This is a genomic window from Sphingomonas qomolangmaensis, assembly GCF_024496245.1.
In the GTDB taxonomy this organism is placed as follows: Bacteria; Pseudomonadota; Alphaproteobacteria; order Sphingomonadales; family Sphingomonadaceae; genus Sphingomonas; species Sphingomonas qomolangmaensis.
In genome coordinates this window covers 1,996,287-2,022,428 of sequence record NZ_CP101740.1, presented here as the reverse complement: position 1 = coordinate 2,022,428, position 26,142 = coordinate 1,996,287, and the positions used below count along the sequence as shown (strand labels likewise).

Genomic DNA, 26,142 nt, shown 5'->3' with positions numbered 1-26,142 from the left:
TCATGCCAGCGAAGGCTGGCATCTCCCGCGATGGTGCGATGCTATCGCGGGAGGCCCCAGCTTTCGCTGGGGCGACGGAATTTCGGTGCTGCGGCATTGAGCCACCGCTGCGCGGGGCGCTCTACCCAGCGGTAGAGCGCCGCCGATGCCGCCAGCACCACCGCCAGATACAGAGCGATCAGCGGCCAGCCGACCGGACCAGGCGCGGCGACGAAGCCCAGCTTGAACGCCTTCCACAGCAGGAAATGGCACAGATAGGTCGCGTAGCTGATCTCGCCGAGCCAGTGCAGCGGTGCGGCCTCGAGCGGGTTTCGCGCGCCCGAGGTCAGCGCCAGGGCCAGCAGGGCAGCGGCGAAACAGGCGGGGATCCACAGCGTCTCGGGTGCCCCGCCCGCTGCCACCGCGGCCAACGCCGCGAGCGCAAGCCCGGCGGCGACGAGCGCCACCCGCGCCGATCCGCGCCAACGCAGCCACAAGGCGCAGACGATCGTTCCCACGCTGAACTCGACCAGGCAGCGCAGCAGCCCGAAGCGCGGAATGTCGGCGTTGAGCGAGTCGCTGCCGGCCGCCGCGAACACCGCGTGCAGCGCCGCCAGCAATGCGGCGATCACTCCCAGCAGCGCCCGGCTGGGCAGGCGTCGCCAGTCGATCGCAAACGCCAGTAGCGGGAAGATCAGGTACGCCGCGGTCTCGACCGAGATCGACCAGGCGGGGTCGTTCCACGCCAACGCGCGCGTGAACCCCCAATTCTGTACCAGCAGATAATGCAGCGGTAGTTCGGCAAAGGGAAAGTCGACCGGATCGTGCCGCCCCGTCGCCGCGAGCAGCAGCGCGAGCGCGACCCCGCCGCTCAGCACCACCGCATGCAGCGGCCAGATCCTGGCGAATCGACGCCGGAGAAAAGCCGGTACCGTGCGCAGCCCGCCGCTGTGGAGCCGCTCGGCATAGCTCAGCCACAGCACGAAGCCCGACAGCAGGAAGAAGAAATCGACCGCGAGATAGCCATGCGCGACGATCGCGAGCGGCCAGCCGCCGAGCCCTGCCACCGATTCGCGGATATGGTAGAAGACGACGAACCACGCGGCGATCCCGCGCACGCTGGTGAGCGCGCGCAATTCCCCTCGCGGCGCGCCGGGTGAATCACCCATCGTCGCGCTTGCGACCCGGCCGCAGCCGCGCGGCGAACCCCTTGGGCGCCTCGCCGCCCTCGCGATCGAGGTCGGGGCGGCGCAGCAACAGCCAAGCGGTGAGCAGCATCAACCCATGCGTCAGCCCGAGCGAGAAATTGTCGATCATATGCTCGCTCCGTGTCGCGCCGATGGCCCTTGCTACCCCCATGCGGTTGACGCGGCGTTAAACACTCGCGTGGCACAGCATGGGCATGCGCATCCTGCACATCTTCGATCACAGCCTGCCGATCCACAGCGGCTACACCTATCGCAGCCGCGCGATCCTCAAGGCGCAGGTCGCGCGCGGCTGGGCGGTCGAGGGGGTTACCGGGCCGCGCCAGGGGGTTTCCGACTCGGGCGTCGAGACCTTCGACGGCCTTACTTTCCACCGCACCACCGCGCATCGCCCGGCGCGCGCGCCGCTGGGCGAATGGCGCGAGATGCGCGCGCTCGCCGAGCGGATCGATTCGGTGGTCGACAGCTTCCGCCCCGACGTTCTCCACGCGCATTCGCCGGTGCTCAACGCCCTCGCGATGCTCAAGGTGGCGCGCGCGCGCAAGCTGCCGTGCCTGTACGAGATCCGCGCCTTCTGGGAGGATGCCGCGGTCGGCAACGGCACCGGGCGCGAAGGTTCGGCGCGCTACCGGCTGACCCGCGCCGCCGAGAGCTTCGCGGTGCGCCGCGTCGATCGAGTCGCGGTGATCTGCGAGGGGCTGCGCGGCGACCTGATCGCGCGCGGGGTCGATGGCGACCGGATCATGGTGTCGCCCAACGGCGTCGACATGGGGATGTTCGGCACCCCGCTGCCGCGCGATTCGGCGCTGGCGGCGGCGCGCGGGCTGAACGGCGCCGATGTCGTCGGCTATGTCGGCAGCTTCTATGATTATGAAGGGCTGGGCGACCTGATCGCGGCGATGCCGGCGTTGGTCGCGGCGCGCCCCAATGCGCGGCTGCTGATGGTGGGTGGTGGACCGGTCGATGCAGCGCTCCGCGCCGCCGCGGCGGCATCGCCGGTCGCGTCGCACATCGATTTCGTCGGCCCGGTCCCGCATGCCGAGGTCGAGCGCTATTACAGCGTCATCGATGTCCTGGCCTATCCGCGCAAGCGAATGCGGTTGACCGATCTGGTCACCCCGCTCAAGCCGCTCGAGGCGATGGCGCAGGGCAAGCTGGTCGCCGCCTCGAATGTCGGCGGGCATCGCGAACTGATCACCGACGGCGTCACCGGCACCCTGTTCGCCCCCGACGACCCTTCGGCGATCGCGTCGGCGCTGGCCGGTCTGTTCGCCAATCGCTCGGGCTGGGACGAACGCCGCGCCACCGCGCGCGCCTTCGTCGAGCGCGAGCGTAACTGGTCGTCAAATGTTTCCCGGTATCAACCGGTCTACCAAGAGCTTATCGCAGCAGCACGAACGGACACATCATGGTCGCGCTTACCCAAAGTCAACGCATGAACCTGCCGCTTGCCCCCCTCGCTGCAGCGATCGTCGGTCTTGCCGCCGCGGCTGCGGTCGCGATCGTGCCGACCTGGCGGATCGAGGCGTTGATCCTCGATAGCGGGCTGCCCTCGCTGCTGCCCGCCGCCGAACCGCCGCTGGGCAGCACCGCGCGACTCGCGCTGATGGTGCTCGCCGCTGCGATCGCTGCGGCGGCGACCTGGGCCGCGGCGCTCCGCGTGCTGGTGCCGACTCGCGTGGTACGCACCGCGCCGGTGCTGCGCCGCGCCGATGCGCATCCCGATGCCCCCGCGCGCGAACCGGTGATGGCGGCGCGCGACCTCGGCACGCCCTTCCTCGACGTGACCGCCAAGAAGGATGATCTCGTCACCACGCCGGTGCCGCATGTCGAAGCCGACCTGCCGCGCGACCTCGACGTGCCGCTCGCGGCGTTCGATCCCGCCGCGATTCCCCCGGTTCCCGCGACCCCCAGCGCGACGGTGACGCCACTGCATCGCAAGCCGATGCTGGTGCCCGAGCCCGCGCGGATCGAAACCTTCGACCTCACCCCCGTTACGCGCCCCGAGCCGTTCCCGTTCCCGCTGCGATCGGCACCCGATCCCGAACCGATCGCCGCGCCCGAAACCGACGCGACGATCCATTCGCTGCTCGACCGGCTCGAGCGCGGCATCGTCCGCCGCCGTTCGGGACCGGCGATGAACGAGCGTCCCGATGCCGAGGGGCTCGAGGACGCGCTTTCGACGCTGCGCAAGTTCGCCGCGCGCGGCTAAGCCTAGTCGACCTCGACGGTCAGTATTTCGATCGTCGCGGTGAAGCGCGAATCGGCGGCATTGCGGTCGACCAGCCGGACATCGGCGACCAGATGCCCGCGCAACGCCCAGTCTGCTTCGGGCAACGCCGCCAGCCAGTCGCGCGCGGCCACGCCGTCGTCGCCCGCCAGCACCAGCCGATGCCGCGCGCCGACGAAGGTGGCGCTCGCCCAGCGGACGCAATCGCTCTCGACGATCGTTCCACCAAACGCTGCCAATGGCGCCGCCAGCGCGCGTTCGAGCAAGGTGGTAGCATCGGGGCCGCGCGCCATCAGCCGCGCTCGCGGGCGGCGAGGAACGCTTCGATCCGCGCACACATTTGCGGTCCCGGCTCCCGCCCGTTGCGCAGGTCGCCCACCAGCCGCGGGTCGTTCGCGACCCGCCGGCCGAACAGCGTGGGGGGCATCGCGCTGTGGCGCAGAAACCGTTCGATACGGGGTAGCATGCTCATCCATCGTTGCTCCTTCCGGCGAATCAATGTTCCTTATCTGTTCCGACATTTCCAACTTGTCTAGGAAATTTCCTATGGTTATGGATCGGCAATGGAATCGCACGAGCAGCGGGCGGCATTGGCGCGGATCGCGGGCGAACGCGGGGTAAGCCTCGCGCGGCTGTCGCGCGTGCTCGGGCGCAACGCGGCCTATGTGCAGCAATATGTCGCGCGCGGGTCGCCGCGGCTGCTGCCCGAGCGCGAGCGCGGATTGCTCGCCGACTTCCTGGGGGTCGCAGAGGCGGCGCTGGGCGGTCCTGCCGATCTCCAGGCGGTGCTGCGGTTCGACATCGCCGCCTCGGCGGGGCCGGGCGGGGTGGCCGAGATCGAGGTTCCCGAACGCCCTGCGCGGATCGATCCGCAATTGCTCGCGCGGCTCGGCGTCCAACCACAGGCAGCGTCGATGATTCGGGTGGCGGGCGATTCGATGGCGCCGACCCTGCTCGACGGCGACGAGATATTGGTCGACGCCGATGCGCGACTGGGTGCGCGCGCGGGGGTTTACGTGCTCCGGCGCGACGGGGTGGTGATGGTCAAGCGGCTGCGACGCGCGGGCGGCGGGATCGATATCCTCAGCGACAATCCCGCGGCGCCGAGCTGGTTCGGGATCGATCTGGCGACGATCGCGGTGATCGGCCGCGTCGCCTGGGTCAGCCGCTGCCTGGCCTGAGCCGGTAGCGCGCGGCGATCAGCGCGCGCGGTCGCGCCACCAGATCAGCAGCCCGATCGCGACGCCGACGCCCAGGCCGATCAGCAGCCCGATCGAGGGCTGGCCATAGGGCGCGCCGACCACCGCACCGACGATCAGCGACAGGGCAAGCGGGGCGCCGCCGGCGACGGGCTTGCGCGCGGGTGGCTTGCTGGCAGGGGGGCGGGGATCGGTCATCGCCGCGCCTTGCCATGTCGCGCGGAGGGACGCCAGCAGTCGCTCGCCTGTGCAGGGGCTGGGGCTTGCGGCACGCCGCCCAATTGGTCCGGCAGAATGATTGTCGCGCGGCGGCGTTACCGGCTAGGGCGGTGGCATGTCGCTCGTTCCCCGCCGGCGTTGCTGGCGCGCTGCCGTCGCCGGCCTGCTCGTTCTGTCGCCCGCGGTATCGCGCGCGCAGACCGCAACCACGCCCGACGCCGCCGCACCCGCAAGCGCGCAGGACGACGACCTGCTCGACCCCGATGCGCCGCTGATGCCGATGCCCGAGCTCGGCATCGCCTGGCCCGATCTCGCACTCGCCCCCGGCGAGACCGCCACCGCCGAAACCGCGATCGACGACGGTACCGGCGAGGCGCGCTATCGCTACCAGGTCGAGGGGATGGACGCGGTCTGGACCGAGCTGATGCGCCAGCGCTTCGACGAGGGATCTATCCTTCGCGCCAATCGCAACAAGCCCGCCAACGCCGCGCAGATCGACCGCCGCGCGCGCGCCGATTCGACGCTGCTGGGCGAAGTGCTGCGCGCCGAGGGCTATTATGACGCGCGGATCGACACCCGCGTCGAACCCGCCGCGGGCGAATTGCTGGTGACGCTCGAAGTGGTGCCGGGGCCGGTCTATCGGCTCGAGCGGGTCGATGTCGCCGGGCTGGCCGCTGCCGGCGCCAAGCAGGACGAACTGCGCCAGAGCTTCGACGTCGACGCGAATGATCCGGTCAACGCCGATGCGATCGCTGCTGCCGAGACGGCGCTGCGCACCCGCGTCGGGCGCGAGGGCTTTCCCTTTGCCGAGGTCGGCGAACCGCGCGTCGTGGTCGATCACGCGACGCAGACCGCGACGCTGTCGATGGATGTCCAGCCGGGCGAATTACTGCGCTTCGGACGCGTGACGATGCGCGACGCTCGCGTGTTCGATGCCGAGCATGTGCTCGACATCGCGCGCTTCGAACCCGGCGACGTCTATGATTCGAACTCGGTCGAGGATCTGCGCCGCGCGATCATCCAGACCGGGATCGTCTCGGCGGTGCGGATCGAGGAAGTGAAGGGGCAGGCGCCGGGCACCGTCGATCTCGACATGCGGATCGTCCCCGGCCCGCCGCGCACGATCGCGGGCGAATTGGGCTATGGCACCGGCGAAGGCGCGCGTGCCGAGGTCAGCTGGACCCACCGCAACCTGTTCCCCCCCGAAGGCGGCCTCACGTTGCGCGGGGTGCTCGGGACGCGCGAGCAATTGGGCAGCGTGGTGTTCCGCCGCAACAATTTCCACGGGCGCGATCGCGTGCTGACGCTGCAGATGGTCGCGGCGCATCTCGAACGCGACGCCTTCGTCGCCGATACCTTCCAGCTGTCGGGCAGCCTCGAGCGCCAGACCAACATCTTCTTCCAAAAGGCGTGGACCTGGTCGCTCGGCGCCGAATTGCTCGCGTCGAACGAGCGCGACGTGATCCTCGCCACCGGGGAGCCGCGTGAGCGGATCTATTTCATCGGCGCGCTGCCGACGAGCCTGGCCTATGACGGCAGCGACGATCTGCTCAATCCGACGCGCGGCTTCCGCCTGTCGGGGCGGCTGTCGCCCGAGGTCTCGTTCAGCGGCGCGACCTTCGGCTATGCGCGTACCCAGCTTGACGCCAGCGCCTATCACCCGTTCAACGACCGCGTCGTCGTCGCGGGGCGCGTCCGGCTCGGTACGATCGTCGGCGCGCCGCGCGACGCGGTTGCCCCCTCGCGGCGCTTCTATGCCGGCGGCGGCGCGTCGGTGCGCGGCTATGGCTTCCAGGACATCGGCCCGCGCGACCAGAACAATGATCCGATCGGCGGGCGCAGCCTGACCGAATTCTCGATCGAGGCGCGGGTGAAGGCGTTCGGCGCGTTCGGCATCGTCCCCTTCCTCGACGGCGGCAACATCTACACCTCGCCGCTGCCCAAGTTCACCGATTTCCGCTACGGCGCGGGGATCGGGGTTCGCTATTATTCGAACTTCGGGCCGATCCGCATCGATGTCGGCACCCCGCTCAACCCGCAGCCCGGCGACCCGCGCGTCGCGGTATACGTGTCGTTGGGGCAGGCGTTTTGACCGACGTCGTCTCGACCGACGTCGACACGGTGCCCGCGGTGCGCAAGCGGCGCTGGCCACGCGTGCTGCTCGCGATCGTCGCGGGCGTGCTGGCGCTGGTGGCGGGGGCGGTGCTGCTGCTCGATACCCAGGTCGGGCATCGATTCGTCGCCGATCAGGTCGCCGCGCTCAAGCCCGCCAACGGGCTGCGCTATCGGATCGGCCGGATCGAAGGCTCGATCTATGGCCGCGCGACGCTCATCGACGTGCGGATTTACGACGCACGCGGGCTGGTGTTCGCGGCGCCGCGCGCGCAGCTCGACTGGCGCCCGCTGGCGTGGAGCGCCAACCGGCTCGACATTCGCCGCCTGACCGTCCCGCGCGCGACGCTCGCCAAATTACCCAGCCTGTTGCCGACCGGGCGGCAGGGGCCGATCCTGCCGGGCTTCGACATCGCGATCGGCTGGCTGGCGATCGACCGGCTCGAGATCGCGCCCGCCATCACCGGCCAACGCCGGATCGGCCGGCTCGTCGGCCGCGCCGATGTGCGCGACCGCCGCGCATTGGTCGATCTGGCGGCATTGGTCGAGGGCAGCGACTTCCTGCGCATCAAGCTCGACGCGACCCCCGATCGCGACCGCTTCGACCTGGCCGCGCGCGGACGCGGGCGCGGCGACGGCGTGCTCGCGCGGCTCGCCGGGGTGAACCGCCCGCTGGCGTTCGCGGTCGAGGGGGATGGCCGCTGGGCGCGCTGGCAGGGATCGGCGGCGGCGCAGGTCGGCGGGGTGTCGATCGCCGATCTGCGGCTGGGGGTCGAAAGCGGCCGCTATACGCTGGGCGGCGAAGTCGCGCCGGCATCGCTGCTGCGCGGGCGGCTGCAGCGGCTCACCTCGCCGCGCGTCCGGCTGAACGGCGCCGCGACCTTCGCCAACCGGCGGATCGAAGGCACACTCAGCGCGCGGTCGGCGGCGCTCGCGATCGAAGCCAGCGGCGGCATCGACCTGGCCGAGAACCGCTATCGCAACCTTCGCACCTCGGTGCGCGTGCTCCAGCCGAGCGCGCTGGTGGGCAACATGACCGGGCGCGACATTGCGCTGCGGGTAATCCTCGACGGCGGCTTCTCGACCGCGCGCTTCGATTATCGGCTGACCACGCCGCAGGTCGCGTTCGATCGCACCGGGTTTGAACAGGTGCGGATCGCGGGGCAGGGGCGGCTGTCGGCATCGCCGGTCACCGTTCCGATCCGCCTGACCGCCGCGCGCGTGACCGGGGTCGGCAATGTCGCGGGCGGCATCCTGCGCAACCTGTCGGTGGCGGGCGCGCTCAAGGTGACCGCGGCGAACATCACCGGCGACCAGTTGCAGCTGCGGTCGGACAAATTGTCGGGCCGGGTGATGGTGTTCGTCGACCTGCGTACCGGGCAATATGAAGTCGGGCTGGCGGGCGGGCTGCAACGCTATCTGATCCCCGGCCTCGGCATCGTCGATGTCGATTCGCGGCTCAGCGTCGTGCCCGGCGCCAATGGCCGCGGCACGCGAATCCTCGGGCGCGGCACCGCGCAGGTGGTTCGGCTCGACAACGGCTTCTTCCGCTCGCTCACCGGCGGGCTGCCGCGGATCGTCACCGGGCTCGAGCGCGGCGCCGACCGCATCCTCTATTTCCGCAATGCCGTGCTGACCTCGCCCGACCTGAGCTTGCGCGGCAACGGCTTCCGCCGCGTCGACGGGACCTTCTATTTCGAGGGCAGCGGCACCCAGCGCCAATATGGCCCGGTGACGCTCAAGCTGAACGGGCGGATCGATCGCCCCACCGTCGAGCTGCGGCTGGCGTCGCCCAACGCGACGCTGGGCCTCAGCGACGTGCAGGCGCGGCTCGATCCGACACCGCAGGGCTATGTCTATACCGCCGCGGGCGGATCGCGGCTGGGACCCTTCACCAGCGAGGGCGCGATCCTGCTGCCGCGCGGGGGCAGCGGCCGGATCGAGGTCGCGCGGCTCGACGTCGCGGGAACGCGCGCGAGCGGCGCACTCGATATCGTCACCGGCGGGTTCGACGGGTGGCTCGACGTCGCGGGCGGCGGGCTGTCGGGCAATCTGGCGTTTGCGGTGCAAGCCGGCATCCAGCGGATCGACGGCGCGATCGATGCGCAGGGCGCGCAGCTCGCCGACACGCTGAGCGTCCGCCGCGGCCAATTGCGCTTCACGACCTTGCTCGACCCCGCCGGCACCACGCTCGAGGGCAATGTGCTTGCGCGCGGCCTGCGCGCCGGGGGGCTGACGCTCGCGCGGTTCGACGGCAGCGCGCGGCTGGTCGATGGCGTCGGCGACGCCAAGGTGGCGCTGGCGGGGTCGCGCGGCCGCGGCTTCGCGATCGATGCGACCGCGCGGATCGCGGCTGACAGCTACACGATCAGCGGCGGCGGCACCGTCGATCGCCGGCCGCTCACGCTGGTGTCGCCCGCGGTGATCCGCCGCGAGGGCGATGGCTGGCGGCTGGAACCCACCCGGCTGACCTTCGCCGATGGCGAGGCACAAATTGCCGGTACCCTCGAAGGCGGCACTACTGCGATCGACGCCAGCGTCACGCGAATGCCGCTGACGGTGCTCGATATCGGCTATCCGGCGCTTGGCCTGGGCGGGCGCGCTACCGGCAAGCTGCGCTATGTCGCGCGTGCCGACGCCGCACCGACGGGGTCGGTCGACATGACGATCCGCGGGCTCAGCCGCGCGGGGCTGGTGCTTTCATCGCGGCCGATCGATGTCGGGGTGAAGGGCGTGCTCCAGCCGGGGCAGGCGGGCTTCCGCGCGATCATGGCATCGGGCGGGCGTACGATCGGTCGCGCGCAGGCGCGGCTGGCGCCGCTGGGTGCGGGCAACCTCGCGCAGCGGCTGGCGAACGCGCCGCTGGTCGCGCAGCTTCGCTATGGTGGTCCCGCCGACACGCTCTGGCGTCTCACCGGGATCGAGCTGTTCGACCTGTCGGGGCCGGTGGCGATCGGCGCCGATGTCAGCGGGCGGCTCGCCGATCCGCGGATTCGCGGGTCGCTGCGCAGCGAGAATGCGCGGATCGAAAGCACCGTTACCGGCACCGTGCTCACCAACGTCCAGACGCGCGGGCGTTTCAACGGGTCGCGGCTGGTGATCGATCAGTTCCAGGCGCGCGATGGGCGCCAGGGCAGCGTGTCGGGATCGGGCAGCTTCGACCTTTCCTCGGTGCGCGGCTTCGGCATCGACCTGAACGTTACCGCCCAGAACGCACTGCTGATCAACCGCGACGACATTGGCGCGACGGTGACCGGGCCGATCAGCATCAAGTCCGACGGACGCGGCGGCACGATCGGCGGCGAAGTGGTGCTCAACAGCAGCCGCTACCGGCTGGGCCAAGCGGTGGTTGCGGCGCCGATCCCGCGGCTCAACATCACCGAGATCAACCAGCGCGGCGGCGACGATGCCGAGCTCGAGCGGATTGAGCCGTGGAAGCTCGACCTGCGCGCGCGTGCGCCGGGCAACATGGCGGTAACCGGGCTGGGGCTCGACAGCGAATGGTCGGCGAACCTGCGCATCGGTGGCGAGCCGACCGCGCCGCAGATCCGCGGGCGCGCCGATCTGGTGCGCGGCGACTACGACTTTGCCGGACGCAGCTTCGACATCGATCGCGGGCGAATCAGCTTCGACGGATCGGTGCCCTCGAACCCCGCGCTCGATATTTCGGCCAACGCCAACACCCAGGGGCTCAACGCGACGATCCGTGTGACGGGCAATGCCCTGAAACCCCAGATCGGCTTTTCGAGCATCCCAGCGCTGCCCGAGGACGAATTGCTTTCACGGCTGTTGTTCGGCACCTCGATCACCAGTCTTTCGGCGCCCGAGGCGCTGCAGCTGGCATCGGCGGTGTCGGCGCTGCAGGATGGCGGCAACGGGCTCGATCCGATCAACGCGGTGCGGCGCGCGGCGGGGCTCGACCGGCTGCGCATCGTCGCGGCCGATCCGCAGACGGGCCAGGGCACCTCGATCGCCGCGGGCAAGTTCGTGACGCGGCGCACCTATGTCGAGATCATCTCCGACGGGCAGGGCTATTCGGCGACCCGCGTCGAGTTTCAGCTGACGCGCTGGCTGTCGCTGTTGTCGTCGATCTCGACGATCGGGCGCCAGAGTGCGAATGTGCGCGTGTCGCGTGATTATTGATCATATTGCGCGCGGTATTGCCAAATCATGGACCTATCGGCAGTCCGCTTCGCTTGTTCGCCGACGTGGCGGTGACCGGTCCCGTTCCATGAGCCCATCTCCTAGGTAGCCCGCCGATGACCCTTCCTCAGATCCTGTCGGTTGCGGTCCTGCTCGGCATGATGGGCCTCTTCATCTGGGGGAAACTGCGCTACGATCTGGTCGCGATCATCGCGCTGATGGCGGCGCTCGCGGTCGGAATCGTCAGCCCCGATCAGGCCTTTACCGGCTTTTCGGACGACATCGTCATCATCGTCGGGTCGGCGCTGGTGATTTCGGGCGCGGTCCAGCGATCGGGGGTGGTCGAGACGACGATGGGCTTCCTGCAGAAACGCGTCACCAGCGTGCGGAGCCAGTTGCTGCTGCTCACCGGCACCGTCGGGCTCGCCTCGGGGCTGGTCAAGAATATCGGGGCGCTGGCAATGATGATGCCAGTGGCGTTCCAGATGGCCAAGAAGTCGCAGGTATCGCCCTCGGCCTTCCTGATGCCGATGGCGTTCGCGTCACTGCTCGGCGGGCTGATGACGCTGGTCGGCACATCGCCCAACGTCATCGTCAGCCGGGTGCGCGAGGAGATTACCGGCCAGCCGTTCGAGATGTTCGATTATCTACCCGTCGGCGCGGTGCTCGCGGTGATGGGGCTGATCTATCTGTTCTTCGCCTATCGGCTGCTGCCGAGCGACCGGCGCGGCGCCGCGACGATGGGTGAATCGCTCGACATCAACAGCTACGTCACCGAAGCGACGATCGCTCCCAAATCGCCCGCGATCGGCGAAACTGTGGGCGACTTCGTCGAGCGCCACGAGCATGAGATCACCGTCACCGCGTTGCTCCGAAACGGTCTGCGGACGATGCCCAACGATGCGATGGAGCTGCACGAGGACGACACGCTGATCCTGGGCGGCGCCCCCGACAGCCTCGAGCGCGTCATCGCCGGCGACCGGCTCGAGCTCGAGGGGCATCATCGCGATGGCCCCGAAGGCACCGAAAGCGACGAGGTCGGGGTGATCGAGGCGGTGATCAACGTCGATTCGCCGCTGATCGGGCGCACTGCGGGCCGGCTGCTGCTGCGCCAGCGCTATGGCGTCAACCTGATCGCAGTGTCGCGCCAGGGCGAGCGGCTGACCCGCCGCCTTGCCAACACCACGCTGCGCGCGGGCGACGTGCTGGTGCTGCAGGGGCCGCTGACCATCCTCCCCGATCGGATGCGCGAGCTCGGCTGCCTGCCGCTAGCCGAACGGACGATCCGGCTGGGCAATGGCCGCAAGTCGCTGCTGCCGATCGGCATCCTGGCGGTGGCGATGCTCGCGACCGCGCTCGGCTATGTCCCCGTTGCGGTCGCGTTCTTCTGCGCCGCGGGTGTGATTCTGGCGACCGGCGCGATGCCGATCCGCGAGGCGTACAACCATATCGAATGGCCGATCCTGATCATGCTCGGCGCGCTGATTCCGGTATCGGACACGCTGCGCACCACCGGTACCAGCGACCTGATCGGCCAGTGGCTGTCGGGGGTCGCGGTAACGTTGCCGCCCTGGGGCGCGGTGGCGCTGATCCTGGCGGCGGCGATGGCGGTGACGCCGTTCCTCAACAACGCAGCGACGGTGCTGGTCATGGCGCCGATCGCCGCGACCTTCGCCGCGAGCCTGGGCTACCGTCCCGAACCTTTCCTGATGGCCACCGCGGTGGGCGCCGGCTGCGATTTCCTCACCCCGATCGGCCACCAGTGCAACACGCTGGTGATGGGCCCGGGGGGCTATCGCTTCGGCGATTATGCGCGGCTGGGCGCGCCGCTGTCGGTGCTGGTGCTGCTGGTGGGCACACCGATGATCCTGTGGGTGTGGCCGGTCAGCTGATTTGCGCAGGTCCGCCCGATACCCCATATCGACCGTTCATTAACAGGAGAGTTCGATGCGTTCAGCCGAAGCCGTTGCCGGGATGCCATGCCCCGTTTGCAAGACGCCGCTCGCCATGGCCGAGCGCCATGGGATCGAGATCGATTATTGCCCCACCTGCCGCGGCGTCTGGCTCGATCGCGGCGAGCTGGACAAGATCATCGAGCGCAGCGCCGCCGAACAGGCCCCTGCCGCGCCGCAGCAGAGCTATGCACCGCCGCCGCCGCAGCAGCCTTCTTATCAGCAGCCGCAGGGCAATCCGTGGAGCGGAAGCGGCGGGTATCGCGACGATGATCGCTATCACGGCAAGAAGCGCAAAAAGTCGTTTCTCGAAGAATTGCTCGGCTGAAACGCCGGCATGTCGGTGGCGGCGGCGCCCGGTCTGGCGGGAGCCGCCGCCCGGCTCAGGCCAGCACCCCGACCACCGACTTCACTTCCATGAATTCGGCCAAGCCGAACTTGCCATATTCGCGGCCATTGCCCGATTGCTTGTAGCCGCCGAAGGGCACACTCGGATCGGGCTGGCCGCCATTGACGTACACCATCCCTGCGCGCAGCCGCGGTGCGACGCGCGCGATGCCGTCGCGATCGCCGAACAGTACCGCCGACAGGCCATAGGCGGTGTCGTTGGCGACGCGGATCGCGTCCTCCTCGCTGTCATAGGGGATGATCGTCACCACCGGGCCGAAGATTTCCTCGCGCGCGATCGTCATGGCGTTGGTGACGTTCGAGAACAGGGTGGGGCGCACATAATAGCCGGTGTCGATGCCCTCGGGGCGGCCGGGGCCACCTGCTTCGAGCGTCGCGCCTTCGGCGATCCCAGCCGCGATCAGCGCCTGCACCTTGTCGAACTGCGCCTGGTTGACCAGCGGGCCGATGTGCCGCCCCTCGGTCATCGGGTCGCCGGTCTTGGTGGCTGCCATCATTTGCTTGGCAATCGCTACCGCCTCGTCCTGCCGCGCCGCGGGCACCAGCAGCCGCGTGGGGGCGATGCAGCTTTGCCCCGAATTGAGCAGCACCGCCATCAGCGTGCCGGGCACCGCCTTGGTCATGTCGGCGCTGTCGAGCACGACCGAGGGCGCCTTGCCGCCGAGTTCCTGATGCACCCGCTTGACGGTGTCGGCGGCGCTCTTGGCGACCATGATGCCCGCGCGCGTCGATCCGGTGAAGCTGACCATGTCGATCCCCGGATGCGCCGACAGCGCCGCGCCGACGCCTGCGCCGTCGCCATTGACCAGGTTGAACACCCCGGCGGGCACCCCCGCCGCATCGAGCACTTCGGCGAAGATCGCCGCGCACGCCGGCGCTTCCTCCGACGGCTTGAGGATCATCGTATTGCCCGCCGCGAGCGCGGGCGCGACCTTGGCGACGATCTGGTTGAGTGGCCAGTTCCAGGGCGTGATCAGCGCGACGACGCCGATCGGCTCGTGCACCACGATGCTGGTGTTGATCGTCTCTTCGAAGGTGAAGTCGCGCAGCGCCTGGATCGCCGCGGCGAGGTGGCCGATCCCCGACCCGACCTGCGCGGTCCGCGCGACCGAGATCGGGCAGCCCATTTCGAGCGCGATCGCTTCGGCAAGCTCGCCGGCGCGGGCCTTGTATTCTACCATGATCGCCTCGAGCAGCGCGATCCGCTCGTCGACGCTGCTGCGACCGAAGCGCTCGAACGCTTGCCGCGCGGCGGCGACCGCGGCATCGAAATCGGCTGTGGTGCCGAGCGTGATCCGGCTGCAAGGCTGTTCGGTGGCGGGATTGATCACTTCGTGCAGCCTGCCGCCGTCGCTATCGACCCAGGCGCCGTCGATATAATGCTTCAGGTAATCGCGCATCCTCGCCATCCTTTTTGAATATCGGGTACGCGACCGACGATGGCGAGCGCGGCGAAGCGTTGCAACCCGAAACCGTCCCGCCGCGTTTGGGCGCAAACGACTATTGGAGAATGGCATGACGCGATTTCAGGGCAAGACGGTGATCGTCACCGGCGCCGCATCGGGAATCGGCAAGGCGACCGCCGAGCGGTTCCTCGCCGAAGGGGCGAACCTCGTCGCGGTCGATATCGAGCGCGACGCGCTGCACACGGCGTTCGCCGATGGCGATCGGGTGCTGTGCCACGTCGCCGATGTGGGCGACGATGCCGCTTGCAAGAACATTGCCGAAGCGGCGGGCGCGCGCTTCGGGGGGATCGACGTGCTGGTCAACAATGCCGGGGTCGCGCCCGAAGGATCGATCACCAAGACCAGCCCCGCCGATTTCGAACGCGTGCTGCGGGTCAACGTGCTCGGCGTCTATGCGCTGTCGCGACACGCGATGCCGTATCTGGCAACCGCCAGGGGATCGATCGTCAACACCGGATCGGTTTCGGGGCTGGGCGGCGATTGGGAGAAGGCTGCGTACAACGCCTCGAAAGGCGCGGTCACCAACCTCACCCGCGCGATGGCGCTCGATCACGGCAAACAGGGCGTGCGAGTCAACGCGGTCGCGCCTACCTTCACCCGGACAGGCATGACCGAGGACTATATGGACGAAAAGACCGTGGCGAGTTTCGTCGAGCGTATCCCGCTCGGCCGGATCGGCGAACCCGAGGATCTGGCGGCGGCGATCGCCTTCCTCGCCAGCGACGATGCGGGCTTCATCTCGGGGGTGACGCTGCCGGTCGATGGCGGGCTGTCGGCATCGAACGGGCAGCCGGCATGAGCGCCGCCTGGGTCCAGCGGCTTGCCGCCACCGGCGGTCCCGATGCGTTCGAATGGACGCAGGTCGGCCTGCCGCCCCCCGCCGTGGGCGAGGTGCGGCTGCGCGCCACCGCGATCGGGCTGAACTATATCGACACCTATCATCGCGGCGGGCTGTACCCGGTCGAATTTCCTGCGGTGCTGGGTGCCGAGGGTGCCGGGGTGATCGAGGCGCTGGGCGGGGGCGTCGAGGGCTTTGCGATCGGCGACCGCGTGGGCACCTTCAGTCCGGCGCGCGGGGCCTATGCGACCGCGCGCAATGTCGCGGTCGATCAGTTGGTCCGGCTGCCCGACGATATCGCCGATACCAACGCGGCGGCGCTGATGCTGAAAGGCGCCACCGCGTGGTTCCTGATCGAGCAATGCGCGAAGGTGCAGGCCGGGCAGGCGGTGCTGGTCCATGCCGCCGCGGGCGGAGTGGGGCTGCTGCTGGTCGGCTGGCTCAAGGCGATCGGCGCCACGGTGATCGGCGTGGTGGGTAGCGAGGCGAAGGCCGACCAGGCGCGCCAGGCGGGTGCCGATCATGTCGTCCTCCACCGCAGCGAGGACATCGCCGCGCGGGTGCGCGCGATCACCGATGGCGCCGGCGTGCCGGTGGTGTTCGACGGGGTCGGCAAGGCGACCTGGGCCGCCTCGCTCGACAGCGCGGCGCGGCGGGGGTTGATCGTCAGTTATGGCAATGCCAGCGGTGCGGTCGATGGCGTTAATCTGGGGGTGCTGGCGGCGAAGGGGTCGCTGTTCGTCACCCGCCCGACGCTGTTCGACTATGCGACGACGCAACATGCGCGGCAGCAGGCCGCCGACCGGGTGTTCGCGATGCTGCGCGACGGCGCGATCGCGGCGCATATCGGACAGAGCTTTGCGCTGGCCGATGTCGCGCAGGCGCATCGTGCGATCGAAGCTGGGGAGACGACGGGGAGCACGGTGTTGCTGCCGTGAGTCAGCAACACCCCCGTTCGTCGTGAGTAGCCGCCGAGTAGCTGCGCAGCAGCGTATCGAAGCGGCGTATCGAAGGACCGTTGTCGGGCAGGTGCTTCGATACGCGCCCTCGATACGCCCTGTGGGCTACTCGGTCGCTACTCAGCACGAACGGAGGGGGTGGGGGCCGTTCAGCGCTTCTCCCCCGCCAACCGCGTCAGGAACGCCGCATTGCGCAGCGCTTGTCTCGGCAGGCTGTCGAGGTCGAGCCATTCGCCCTCGGCATGCGCCGCGCCGCCCACCGCGCCGAGCCCCGCGAGCGTCGGTACGTCGGCGGCGACCCAGCCCGAATCAGCGGCGCCGCGCTTGGCGGGGTCGTATTCGGGCATTTCGGGAAGCTTCAGGTCGCGATTGACCGTGTTGAGCGTCGCCAGCAGCGCACGGTTGCCCGCGCTCGGCGCCATCGGTGGCATACCGTCGAAGAAGGTAAGCGTCGCGCCGGTCTGCGGCAGATGCGCGGCGACGATCGTCGCCATCTTGGCGCGTACCGATTTGTCCTGCTGCGGCGTCAGCGTGCGAAGGTCGCCGCGCGCGATCGCGGCTTCGGCGACGATGTTGGTCTTGCCGCTGCCCGTCGCGGTGACCCCGGCGGCGTCGATCGCGGCGGGGGTGCCGCCCGCCAGCACGCCGACATTGTAGGTCAGGTTGGGTTCGGGCAATTCGCGGCGGAAGCCGTCGAGGATCCGCGCCATCTCGTAGATCGCGCCATAGCCCAAAGCCTTGCCGAACACCCCGCTCGAATGCCCGGTCTTGCCGCTGGTGCGCAATTCCCAGCTGGTCGAGCTGCGCCGCGCGACGGTGCCATATTCGGTGCCGCCCTCGACCGCGAGGCCTTCATATTCGAGCGCGACGTCGCTCGCCTTGCCCGCCGCGATCAGCGCCTCGCGGGCCTGGATTGCAGGCCGTCCGGTGCGTTCTTCGTCGCCGGTCAGCACGACGGTGATGTCGGCGTCCTTGAGCGTGCCTGCCGCCTGCATCGCGCGCAACGCCGCGACGATCACGACCATCCCGCCCTTGTCGTCGCCGACCCCCGGCCCGACCGCGCGGCGACCCTCGACCTTGTAGGTTTGAAACGGCGAGGTCGGTTCGAACACCGTATCGAGATGGCCGATCATCAGGATGCGCTTGCCGCGGCCATTGCCCTTGTGCGTCGCGACCAGATGCCCCGCGCGCTCGACCGCCGATTGATCGACCCAGTCTACCTTGAAGCCCAGCGGCTCGAACTCGGCGCGCATCATGTCGCCGACCGCCTTAACCCCGGGAAGGTTGAGCGTGCCCGAATTCTGTTCGACCAGCTTCTGGAGCAGCGCTTCGTGGCGCGCGGTTTCGGCGGCGACGGTCTGGCGCATCGTCGCGACCTGCGGCGCGGTCTGCGCGGCGGCGGGGGTGGCGAAGAGCATGGCGAGCGCGGCGAGGGCGGGGCGTTTCATGGGGTGAGCCTAACGGCTGCGGTGGGCCGAGGATACCCCGAGCGGGGCAGGGGGCGGTACGAAACCAAAAAGGGCGGCAGGATCGCTCCCGCCGCCCTCTTCATCGTTCGGTCACGGCAACGCCGCGCTCAGCCGCTGTAGTACATGTCGTACTCGACGGGGCTCGGGGTCATTTCCCAGCGCGCCACGTCCTCGTACTTCAGCTCGATATAGCTCTCGATCTGCTCCTTGCTGAACACGTCGCCCTTGAGCAGGAAGTCATGATCGGCGGTCAGGCTCTCGAGTGCCTCGCGCAGCGACGCGCAGACGGTGGGAACCTCGGCGAGCTCTGCGGGCGGCAGGTCGTACAGGTTCTTGTCCATCGCTTCGCCCGGATGGATCTTGTTCTGGATGCCGTCGAGGCCCGCCATCATCAGCGCCGCGTAAGCGAGATAGGGATTGGCCAGCGCATCGGGGAAGCGAACCTCGACGCGCTTCGACTTGGGGCCAGTGCCATAGGGAATGCGGCACGAGGCCGAACGGTTGCGCGCCGAATAGGCGAGCAGCACCGGCGCTTCATAGCCCGGCACCAGCCGCTTGTAGCTGTTGGTCGACGGGTTGGTGAAGGCGTTGACCGCCTTGGCGTGCTTGATGATGCCACCGATGAAATACAGGCACATTTCGGACAGGCCGGCATAGCCATTGCCCGCGAACAACGGCTCCTTGCCGTTCCAGATCGAGAAATGCGTGTGCATCCCCGAGCCGTTATCTTCCTTGATCGGCTTGGGCATGAACGTCGCCGACTTACCATAGGCATGCGCGACTTGGTGCACGACATACTTGTAGATCTGCATCCGGTCGGCGGTCTGCGTCAGCGTGCCGAAGGTGAGGCCGAGCTCGTGCTGCGCGGCGGCGACCTCGTGGTGGTGCTTGTCGCAAGGCAGGCCCATCTCGATCATCGTCGAGACCATCTCGGCGCGGATGTCGACCGCGCTGTCGACCGGCGCGACGGGGAAATAGCCGCCCTTGGCGCGCGGGCGGTGGCCCATGTTGCCGGCTTCATAAACGCGGCCGGTGTTGGTCGGCAGCTCGATATCGTCGATCTGGAAATAGCTGGTGTTGTAGCCATTCTCGAAACGGACGTCGTCGAACATGAAGAATTCGGCTTCGGGGCCGACATAGACGGTGTCGCCGATCCCGGTGTTCTTCAGATACGCCTCGGCGCGCTTGGCGGTCGAGCGCGGATCGCGCGCATACAGCTCGCCGGTCGAAGGCTCGACGACGTCGCAGAAGATGATCAGCATCGGCGTCGCCGAGAACGGATCGGTATAGACCGCGTCGAGATCGGGCATGAGCGTCATGTCGCTCTCGTTGATCGCCTTCCAGCCGGCGATCGAGGAGCCGTCGAACATCAGGCCGTCGGTCAGCTCGTCTTCGCCCAGCAGGCCCGCGACCATCGTCAGATGCTGCCACTTGCCCTTGGGATCGGTGAAGCGCAGATCGACCCACTCGATCTCTTCTTCCTTCATCCGCTTCAGAATTGCGCCGGCGTCGGTGGCCATCGTGTCATTCCCTTTCGGTTCGTTCGGTTCGCAAAGTCGCGCGCACGAGTCGCGCAAGGATGTTTCGCGGCGCTCTCCTTTTCACAGGATGCTGCGTCGCGTCAAATCGCAGTGGGTCTAGATCGCGTCTTCGTTGCGCTCGCCGGTGCGGATGCGCAGCGCGGTCTCGACATGGCTGACGAAGATCTTGCCGTCGCCGATCCGCCCGGTCTGCGCCGCCGCGGCGATCGCCTCGACCACGCGGTCGGCCAGGCTATCCTCGACGATCACCTCGAGCTTCACCTTCGGCAGGAAATCGACGACATATTCGGCGCCGCGATACAGTTCGGTGTGGCCCTTCTGCCGGCCGAAGCCCTTGGCCTCCGTCACGGTGATGCCCGACACGCCGACGTCGTGCAGCGCCTCCTTCACCTCATCGAGCTTGAACGGCTTGATGATGGCTTCGATCTTTTTCACGCTTTCCCCCAAATCTCGCCGAGGCGGTTTCAAAAATCGTGCCAACGCCGACAAGCACGATTTTCGCTCGCTGAATGCCAAAGCGCAAGGCCAATCGGGTGCCGCAAAAGCGGGCATCGGGCGCCCGTTGCTCGCTAAGCAGGCAGTTGGACCGGTCGGTTCAGACGTAGGGCGGCTGGTGCATCCCCGCCGGGCTCAGCGTGAAGATCTCGCACCCCGTCTCGGTGATCGCGATCGTATGCTCGAACTGCGCCGAGAGGCTGCGGTCGCGGGTCACCGCGGTCCAGCCATCGTCGAGCAATTTCACATCGGCGCGGCCGATATTGATCATCGGTTCGATCGTGAAGATCATGCCGGGGCGCAGTTCGGGGCCGGTGCCGGGGCGGCCGACATGGACGACCTCGGGGGCGTCGTGGAACAGCCGCCCGACGCCATGGCCGCAGAAATCGCGCACCACGCCATAGCGATGCTGCTCGGCATGGCGCTGGATCGCGTGCGCGACGTCGCCCATGTGATTGCCCGGGCGCGCCTGTTCGATCCCCAGCATCAGGCATTCATAGGTCACATCGACCAGCCGCCGCGCCTTCAGCGGCACATCGCCGATCAGGTACATCCGGCTCGAATCGCCATGCCAGCCATTGAGCAACGGGGTGACGTCGACATTGACGATGTCGCCGTCCTTCAGCGTCCGCTCCGACGGGATGCCGTGGCACACGACATGGTTGATCGAGATGCAGCTGCTATGCGTGTAACCGCGATAGCCGAGCGTCGCGGGGACCGCGCTCGCCGCGAGCATCTGGACGCGGATAGCATCGTCGATGTCGCGGGTGAGCGCGCCGGGCACCATCAGCGGCACGATCGAATCGAGGATTTCGGCGGCGAGCCGCCCGGCGGGACGCATCCCCTCGAACGCATCGGGGCCGTACAGATGGATCGCGCCATCGCGCGACAACGGCGCGTCGGGCGCGACGGTTACATAATCGGTCATGCGCATCACATAACGCCCAAAGCCCGACTTTGCGAGGGGAGGCGGCTGGGCTATGCGCGATGCCATGGGCGAACGCATCTGGACCGCAGGGCTGGTGGTGATCGGCGACGAGATTCTCTCGGGCCGCACGCAGGACAAGAATGTCGCGCAGCTGGCGAGCTGGCTGAATGTGCAGGGTATCCGGCTGGCCGAGGTGCGCGTCGTCGGCGATACCGCCGCGGCGATCGGCGAGGCGGTCGATGCGCTGCGCAGCCGCTGCGATTATTGCTTCACCACCGGCGGCATCGGCCCGACGCATGACGACATCACCGTCGACGCGATCGCGCAGGCATTGGGGGTGCCGGTGGTGGTCCATCCCGAGGCGCGCGCGATGCTCGAGGCGCATTACGCCGATCGCGGCGGCATCACCGATGCGCGGCTGCGGATGGCGCGTGTGCCGCAAGGAGCCGAGCTGATCGCCAACGCGATGTCGGGCGCGCCGGGAATTCGCTTCGGCGATCTCTTCATCCTCGCCGGCGTGCCGCACATCGCCGCGCAGATGCTCGATTCGCTCACCGGCACGCTCGAGGGCGGCCTCCCGGTGGTGAGCCGGACGATCGGCTGCTGGGTCGCCGAAAGCGAGGTCGCCGAGCTGCTGCGCACGGTCGAGGCGGCGCATGACGGCGTGTCGATCGGCAGCTATCCCTTCTTCCGCGAGGGCAAGGTCGGTGCCAATTTCGTGGTGCGCGCCACCGATGCCGGGGTGGTCGACGGCTGCATCGTCGACCTGACCACGCGGATCGAAGCCCAGGGCCGGACGATCGCGCCCGATGGAATCTGATGAATTGCCCGCAGCGTGGGGGCGACATTGCTGCCGAATTGCCCTAGGGCGGCGCGGCTCGACGCCAGCGCGGCTCGAATCCTCGGCGCGCGGCCTCGAACCAACGGAGTGAATTGCCCCTCATGAGTGCGTACAAAGCCCCCGATTTCCAAGAGCGCCAGGCCCTGTCGAAGCAGGCCAAGGAAAAGGCGCTCGAAAAGCTGCGCGCCAAGCCGCCGATGGATCCGGCCGTGGTTGCCGAGCGCCTTGCTGCCGCCGAACGCCGCGAAGCCGCCGCCGCCGAGCGCCAGCGCGAAAAGATCGCCGCCAAGGAAGCCGCCGAAGCCGACAAGATCGCCAAGGCTGCCGAAGCCGAAGCCGCGATCGAACAGGCCGCCAAGGACGCCGAACAGGCCGAAATCGACAAGAAGGCGGCGCGCGACGCGCGCTACGCTGCGCGCAAGCAGCGCAAATAAGGGCAGGCGAGGGGGCGGGTGCATAGCCGCCCACCCGTTCGTCGCCGAACCGGCGAGATCGTCGTTCTGATCGCCAACGGCGCAAGACACGCGCCATTGCCATCCCGGTGCCGCTCATCGGCGCCGCGCCTCGGACCGTCGGACCCAGGGCTGGCCTGCTGCTGCGGTATTATTCGCCGATAGGCTGAGCGGGAGGTGTTTGCAGGCGCAATTGCCGTTGGGCTTGGCGCAGCGGGCGGCAAAGCTCCGTCGGCCTGAGCGCATCGCAGGATGGAGCGGGTGAAGGGAATCGCATAAACTTCACCAAATACTTGACAAGGAAGGGGAAGTTTAGGTTCAAAGATTATGAGAAGCCCCCAATATGGCCCCCAGCTTGCTCGCAGGTCGAGTTCGACGCCTGGCTTCTGCGTATCCGGTAACGCACGAAATCACTTCCGTGCCGGCTGATAGGTGGTCATACTCCCTACTGTTTCGATGCGCAGCGCCAGGCATAAACGGCGTGCCAAGCAGAGCAGCAGCTAGCGCACGATCGTAAAAGGCATGCCGAGCATGGCTAATGCATTCGATTTTCCGCATCCGTTGATGCCGGTCCGCGAACAGGAACCCGGTGCTAGGAGGGGAGCCCTGATCTGCGCCTAACCCACTGGCTTCGGAGCGGTATTTTGCTCGCTCGACCGCAAAGCTACATTTTAGCAGACACATTATGGCTTGCAGTGCCTTTGAGGTATTCCAAGCGGCGGAATGGGGTGGAGCGCGGACCGTTTGCTTTGGAGTGAGCGATCGCCTTTCTGGCCGTTCGTTCACCTGCGACGAGATGGCTGCTACTCGCCTAGTCATTGGCCGTTTTCCAGGTTGCGATCCGATCCCGGAAGCCGCCATTCGTCGGTGTTGGATGAAGGTTAGGAAATTGAAATTGCGTCAGCAACACATTGCCAATTTGCCACTATCGATCTGAATCGGCCGATACTTCCTTCCCAGAGGCGACAGCGTCCAGATTTGTAAGATTGCATCCCGCATCACCAGGGTTGCCACTACAGTGGATGTGATCTTCGTCACCAATAATGTGCTCAATTGAACAGTGACGCCTGGTCGTCCTTCCGGCGCCGATACAATCCCGACGCTTGAGTCTCGCTCGACTCAGAACACCCCGTGAATTCGGCCCAGGCCGCAAGCACTCCCGCCTGTGTACGGTTTGCCACACCAAGCTTCGTCAGCAATGCACGTACGCGCATCTTAACGGTATTTTCGGTGCAAGCTATGCCGCGCGCAATTTCCTTGTTGGACATGCCCTGGGAAATCAACCGCAGCAATTCCTTCTGACCATGATCAAGCTTTGCGGTTAAGATGGCTTTGCTGCGCGACCGGTATTGAATCATTCTGTTTTGCTCTCCGATGCAGATCCTGGGAACCTCAGCCGCCAAGGCCACGAGATGACCCAAAGCTTCGCAAGAAAGATCGGTAGGAACGCTGCAGACCGGCTTGCCGCGAGCGGCCATTGCCGAATAGAAATCGCTATCGTTTTCGTCATGCATGACGATCCAGTTTGCAACCGGAATATTCGCGGCCATGGCAGCTAGCTGCTCACCATCAGCGGACTGGTGGGTGTCCACGTAAATGCCGACGTCGGCCGAATTGATGACTGTCTTGGCCGCCACCTGAAAATTTCGTGTCGATGCCGATAAAGTGATCCCTTCCGCCTTTAGGGCTTTACCGATCATTTCGCAGAACAGTGAACCCTGACAAACTAGGACCACAGATAGCGGCTTGCACATGACACCCTCGTTTGATCTGAACCGTCAAAACCATAGTGATCAAAAACAAGCGGGTGACTTTGCGAAAACGCAAAAGTGACGCTTTGGCGGCTATTAATTCGGGTGAAGGGTGTTCCCTTTTGTCCCGCTTGCCAAGCGACGAAAACCATTTGTTACCGATCACAGATACGCAATGCGACTCGGACCCGAGCGGCTGAACAATAGGTAAAAGAAACGTAAATTCAATCCAAAATGAACCAACCCTAAAGTGTCGGTTCAAGCTCGAAAGCGCAATCGCAAAATCGCAATATCAAAAGCGCGATTCCATATTTCTACTTGCGTTGGCGATCGGCACTTTCTGGTCAACTGACTGATGCCCGAAGCACCCTAGTGCGTGCCACCGCTATCCCATGATTTCGGTAAATTGGCTGACGGGACACGATAGCATGAAGCAGAAATATGGTTGGTCGCCTGCGCGTGTTTGGGGGTCCTGTCACGGAAGAGCCAACAGGAGACAGATTATGAAGACCATCGCAAAACTCGCCAGTGTTGCAGTCGGCTCGCTTATGCTTGCGGCGACTCCAGCAATGGCACAGGATTCCGAAAGCTATGCGATTGCCCTTTCTGGGTCGGTCGCGAGCAATTGTGAACTGGTGCCCGAAGGCAGCGGCTCCTACAGCGTCGATATGCTGGAAACCGGCAATCAGGGCGTGCTCACCGTCCTTTATTCCTGCAACTCGCCCTATACCGTGTCACTGCAGTCGCAGAACGGCGGCATGCGGCATGTGGAGAGCGCTGGCGCTGTCAACATCGATTATGACGTGGAAGCCAGCTTCCTGGGTCTGGGCATTGGTGCCACCAGCACCAATTCTGCATCGATGCAGGCGGCCCCCGTGGTTATTGTCACCGACAACGACTGGACCAACATCCTGCTGAATGGCGGCACTCGCACCGGCAATCTCGATCTTTCGTTCGACAGCCTGGCTGAATATGCCGTCGCGGGAACGTACGAGGACGAGCTGACGATTACTCTTAAAGCCAACCTCTAAGCACCCCTCGCATAGAGGTTGTCCTGGGTCGGGAGGAACGCGTCTTCCCGACCCAGGGCAACTATAATCAGGTACCAGATTGGGGGGCTGCCATGTCGACACGTATGAAAATCACACGATCATTTGTTGTAGTAGCTGCGATCGCGACAACCGCCCATGTGGGTGCTTACGACCTTAAGCCAATCGTCTTCCAGCTGGCGCCTTCTGGCCCTGGTTCAAGCCAAGCCATGATGATCACCAATTCGCACGAAGTCCCGATCGCTATCGAAGTGCGCGCCTACGGGCGGAAACAACTAGCTGATGGAGAGGATGTGCTTACGCCAGAGGATGACGATATCGTCATTTATCCGCCCCAAATGGTGATTCCGCCGAAAACCAGCCAAAGCTTTAAGGTCCAGTGGGTCGGGGATCCAGCTCCAAAGCACGAGCTTTCCTATCGAATCGTGACAAACCAGCTCCCGATCAAGTTCAAACGCGCGGAGTCAAACGGCCGCGTCGCCGATGTGACGATGAAATACCGTTATGAGGCAGCGCTTTATGTGGTTCCCAAGGGGGCGACGCCATCAGCCTCTTTAACGTCAGTCACGAGAGTTGCTGAAGCCGGTGGTGCGGCTTCTCTAGAGGTGCGGATCCGTTCGGATGGCACGCTCCGAGCCATTCTCGACCAGCCTTCGCTCCAACTGACCACGGCCACTGGCCGAATCCTCAATTTGACAGGTGATCAAGTCAAACCCTTGGCTGGGCTTAACATCCTGCCCGGCGTGGAACGTGTTGTGCGTATTCCCGCGCCAGATGGTCTTGAGACGGGGGCGCTACAGGGACAGCTGCAAACCAAGTATACGACGCTCTAAAGGGATATGCCGTGCACATATCCCTTCAGATGCCGATGGCAGCGGCGGGTCTAATAATAAGCTGCGCTTCCCA

Annotated in this window: 24 protein-coding genes; 13 read left to right on the top strand and 11 right to left on the bottom strand. The window is 66.7% G+C overall.

Annotation, left to right across the window (positions count from 1 at the left end):
- Positions 1-41: 41 nt before the first annotated feature.
- Positions 42-1,148, bottom strand: a complete 1,107-nt coding sequence (locus tag NMP03_RS09565; protein ID WP_256505142.1) for an acyltransferase family protein — start codon at positions 1,146-1,148, stop codon at positions 42-44.
- Positions 1,141-1,296 (bottom strand): hypothetical protein, encoded by a 156-nt coding sequence (locus NMP03_RS09560; RefSeq protein ID WP_256505140.1) that lies wholly within the window; start codon positions 1,294-1,296, stop codon positions 1,141-1,143. Before NMP03_RS09560 ends, NMP03_RS09565 begins: the two co-directional genes overlap by 8 nt.
- Positions 1,297-1,381: 85 nt before the next feature.
- Here NMP03_RS09560 and NMP03_RS09555 point away from each other — a divergent pair, with 85 nt between their 5' ends.
- Together NMP03_RS09555 and NMP03_RS09550 are read left to right on the top strand one after the other, a co-directional pair.
- Positions 1,382-2,623 (top strand): TIGR04063 family PEP-CTERM/XrtA system glycosyltransferase, encoded by a 1,242-nt coding sequence (locus NMP03_RS09555; RefSeq protein ID WP_256505139.1) that lies wholly within the window; start codon positions 1,382-1,384, stop codon positions 2,621-2,623.
- Positions 2,620-3,396: a hypothetical protein gene (locus NMP03_RS09550; RefSeq protein ID WP_256505138.1), complete on the top strand. Its 777-nt coding sequence runs from the start codon at positions 2,620-2,622 to the stop codon at positions 3,394-3,396. Before NMP03_RS09555 ends, NMP03_RS09550 begins: the two co-directional genes overlap by 4 nt.
- 2 nt (positions 3,397-3,398) lie before the next feature.
- Here NMP03_RS09550 and NMP03_RS09545 read toward each other — a convergent pair whose 3' ends face one another.
- Entirely contained in the window at positions 3,399-3,707 is a 309-nt protein-coding gene (locus tag NMP03_RS09545) for a hypothetical protein (protein ID WP_256505137.1), read from the bottom strand.
- Positions 3,707-3,886 (bottom strand): hypothetical protein, encoded by a 180-nt coding sequence (locus NMP03_RS09540; RefSeq protein ID WP_256505136.1) that lies wholly within the window; start codon positions 3,884-3,886, stop codon positions 3,707-3,709. The genes NMP03_RS09545 and NMP03_RS09540 overlap by 1 nt, the downstream gene beginning before the upstream one ends.
- A 91-nt stretch (positions 3,887-3,977) precedes the next feature.
- Here NMP03_RS09540 and NMP03_RS09535 point away from each other — a divergent pair, with 91 nt between their 5' ends.
- A complete protein-coding gene (locus NMP03_RS09535) occupies positions 3,978-4,595 on the top strand; it encodes a S24 family peptidase (RefSeq protein WP_256505135.1) in 618 nt (205 codons plus the stop codon).
- Between the two features lie 18 nt (positions 4,596-4,613).
- Here NMP03_RS09535 and NMP03_RS09530 read toward each other — a convergent pair whose 3' ends face one another.
- Complete coding sequence (locus NMP03_RS09530) at positions 4,614-4,811, bottom strand: hypothetical protein (RefSeq protein ID WP_256505134.1); 198 nt, start codon at positions 4,809-4,811, stop codon at positions 4,614-4,616.
- 136 nt (positions 4,812-4,947) lie between these two features.
- Here NMP03_RS09530 and NMP03_RS09525 point away from each other — a divergent pair, with 136 nt between their 5' ends.
- The 4 genes from NMP03_RS09525 (at position 4,948) to NMP03_RS09510 (ending at position 13,367) form a co-directional block, all read left to right on the top strand.
- Positions 4,948-6,924, top strand: coding sequence for an autotransporter assembly complex protein TamA (locus NMP03_RS09525; RefSeq protein ID WP_256505133.1), 1,977 nt, complete (start codon positions 4,948-4,950; stop codon positions 6,922-6,924).
- Positions 6,921-11,087 carry a translocation/assembly module TamB domain-containing protein gene (locus tag NMP03_RS09520; protein WP_256505132.1) on the top strand — a complete coding sequence of 1,389 codons (4,167 nt, stop codon included), beginning with the start codon at positions 6,921-6,923 and terminating at the stop codon, positions 11,085-11,087. The genes NMP03_RS09525 and NMP03_RS09520 overlap by 4 nt, the downstream gene beginning before the upstream one ends.
- 116 nt (positions 11,088-11,203) lie before the next feature.
- A complete protein-coding gene (locus NMP03_RS09515; protein ID WP_256505131.1) occupies positions 11,204-12,979 on the top strand; it encodes an SLC13 family permease in 1,776 nt (591 codons plus the stop codon).
- 55 nt (positions 12,980-13,034) lie between these two features.
- Positions 13,035-13,367, top strand: coding sequence for a TFIIB-type zinc ribbon-containing protein (locus NMP03_RS09510; RefSeq protein ID WP_256505130.1), 333 nt, complete (start codon positions 13,035-13,037; stop codon positions 13,365-13,367).
- A 55-nt stretch (positions 13,368-13,422) separates the two neighbouring features.
- Here the strand turns inward: NMP03_RS09510 and NMP03_RS09505 are convergent, their stop codons facing one another.
- Positions 13,423-14,847, bottom strand: a complete 1,425-nt coding sequence (locus NMP03_RS09505) for an aldehyde dehydrogenase family protein (protein ID WP_256505129.1) — start codon at positions 14,845-14,847, stop codon at positions 13,423-13,425.
- Between the two features lie 115 nt (positions 14,848-14,962).
- On the opposite strand from NMP03_RS09505, the gene NMP03_RS09500 reads away from it, so the two are divergent.
- Together NMP03_RS09500 and NMP03_RS09495 are read left to right on the top strand one after the other, a co-directional pair.
- Positions 14,963-15,712 (top strand): SDR family NAD(P)-dependent oxidoreductase, encoded by a 750-nt coding sequence (locus tag NMP03_RS09500; protein WP_256505128.1) that lies wholly within the window; start codon positions 14,963-14,965, stop codon positions 15,710-15,712.
- A complete protein-coding gene (locus NMP03_RS09495) occupies positions 15,709-16,689 on the top strand; it encodes a quinone oxidoreductase family protein (RefSeq protein WP_256505127.1) in 981 nt (326 codons plus the stop codon). Before NMP03_RS09500 ends, NMP03_RS09495 begins: the two co-directional genes overlap by 4 nt.
- Before the next feature lie 170 nt (positions 16,690-16,859).
- Here NMP03_RS09495 and NMP03_RS09490 read toward each other — a convergent pair whose 3' ends face one another.
- From NMP03_RS09490 to map, 4 genes are all read right to left on the bottom strand, one after another.
- Positions 16,860-18,158, bottom strand: coding sequence for a M20/M25/M40 family metallo-hydrolase (locus tag NMP03_RS09490; RefSeq protein ID WP_256505126.1), 1,299 nt, complete (start codon positions 18,156-18,158; stop codon positions 16,860-16,862).
- Between the two features lie 128 nt (positions 18,159-18,286).
- Positions 18,287-19,699, bottom strand: a complete 1,413-nt coding sequence (gene glnA, locus NMP03_RS09485) for a type I glutamate--ammonia ligase (protein WP_256505125.1) — start codon at positions 19,697-19,699, stop codon at positions 18,287-18,289.
- 117 nt (positions 19,700-19,816) lie between these two features.
- The gene (locus tag NMP03_RS09480; RefSeq protein WP_256505124.1) at positions 19,817-20,155 is read right to left on the bottom strand and encodes a P-II family nitrogen regulator; all 339 of its coding nucleotides are present in this window, start codon (positions 20,153-20,155) and stop codon (positions 19,817-19,819) included.
- Positions 20,156-20,315: 160 nt separating this feature from the next.
- A complete protein-coding gene (map, locus tag NMP03_RS09475; RefSeq protein ID WP_256505123.1) occupies positions 20,316-21,143 on the bottom strand; it encodes a type I methionyl aminopeptidase in 828 nt (275 codons plus the stop codon).
- A gap of 64 nt (positions 21,144-21,207) precedes the next feature.
- On the opposite strand from map, the gene NMP03_RS09470 reads away from it, so the two are divergent.
- The gene (locus NMP03_RS09470; RefSeq protein ID WP_256508083.1) at positions 21,208-21,963 is read left to right on the top strand and encodes a competence/damage-inducible protein A; all 756 of its coding nucleotides are present in this window, start codon (positions 21,208-21,210) and stop codon (positions 21,961-21,963) included.
- A gap of 122 nt (positions 21,964-22,085) precedes the next feature.
- Positions 22,086-22,418, top strand: a complete 333-nt coding sequence (locus NMP03_RS09465) for a DUF6481 family protein (RefSeq protein WP_256505121.1) — start codon at positions 22,086-22,088, stop codon at positions 22,416-22,418.
- 1,067 nt (positions 22,419-23,485) lie between these two features.
- On the opposite strand, the gene NMP03_RS09460 is transcribed toward NMP03_RS09465, so the two are convergent.
- Entirely contained in the window at positions 23,486-24,190 is a 705-nt protein-coding gene (locus tag NMP03_RS09460; protein WP_256505120.1) for a response regulator transcription factor, read from the bottom strand.
- A gap of 500 nt (positions 24,191-24,690) precedes the next feature.
- On the opposite strand from NMP03_RS09460, the gene NMP03_RS09455 reads away from it, so the two are divergent.
- The gene (locus NMP03_RS09455) at positions 24,691-25,218 is read left to right on the top strand and encodes a hypothetical protein (RefSeq protein WP_256505119.1); all 528 of its coding nucleotides are present in this window, start codon (positions 24,691-24,693) and stop codon (positions 25,216-25,218) included.
- A 92-nt stretch (positions 25,219-25,310) separates the two neighbouring features.
- Entirely contained in the window at positions 25,311-26,069 is a 759-nt protein-coding gene (locus tag NMP03_RS09450) for a fimbria/pilus periplasmic chaperone (RefSeq protein WP_256505118.1), read from the top strand.
- Positions 26,070-26,142: the final 73 nt, after the last annotated feature.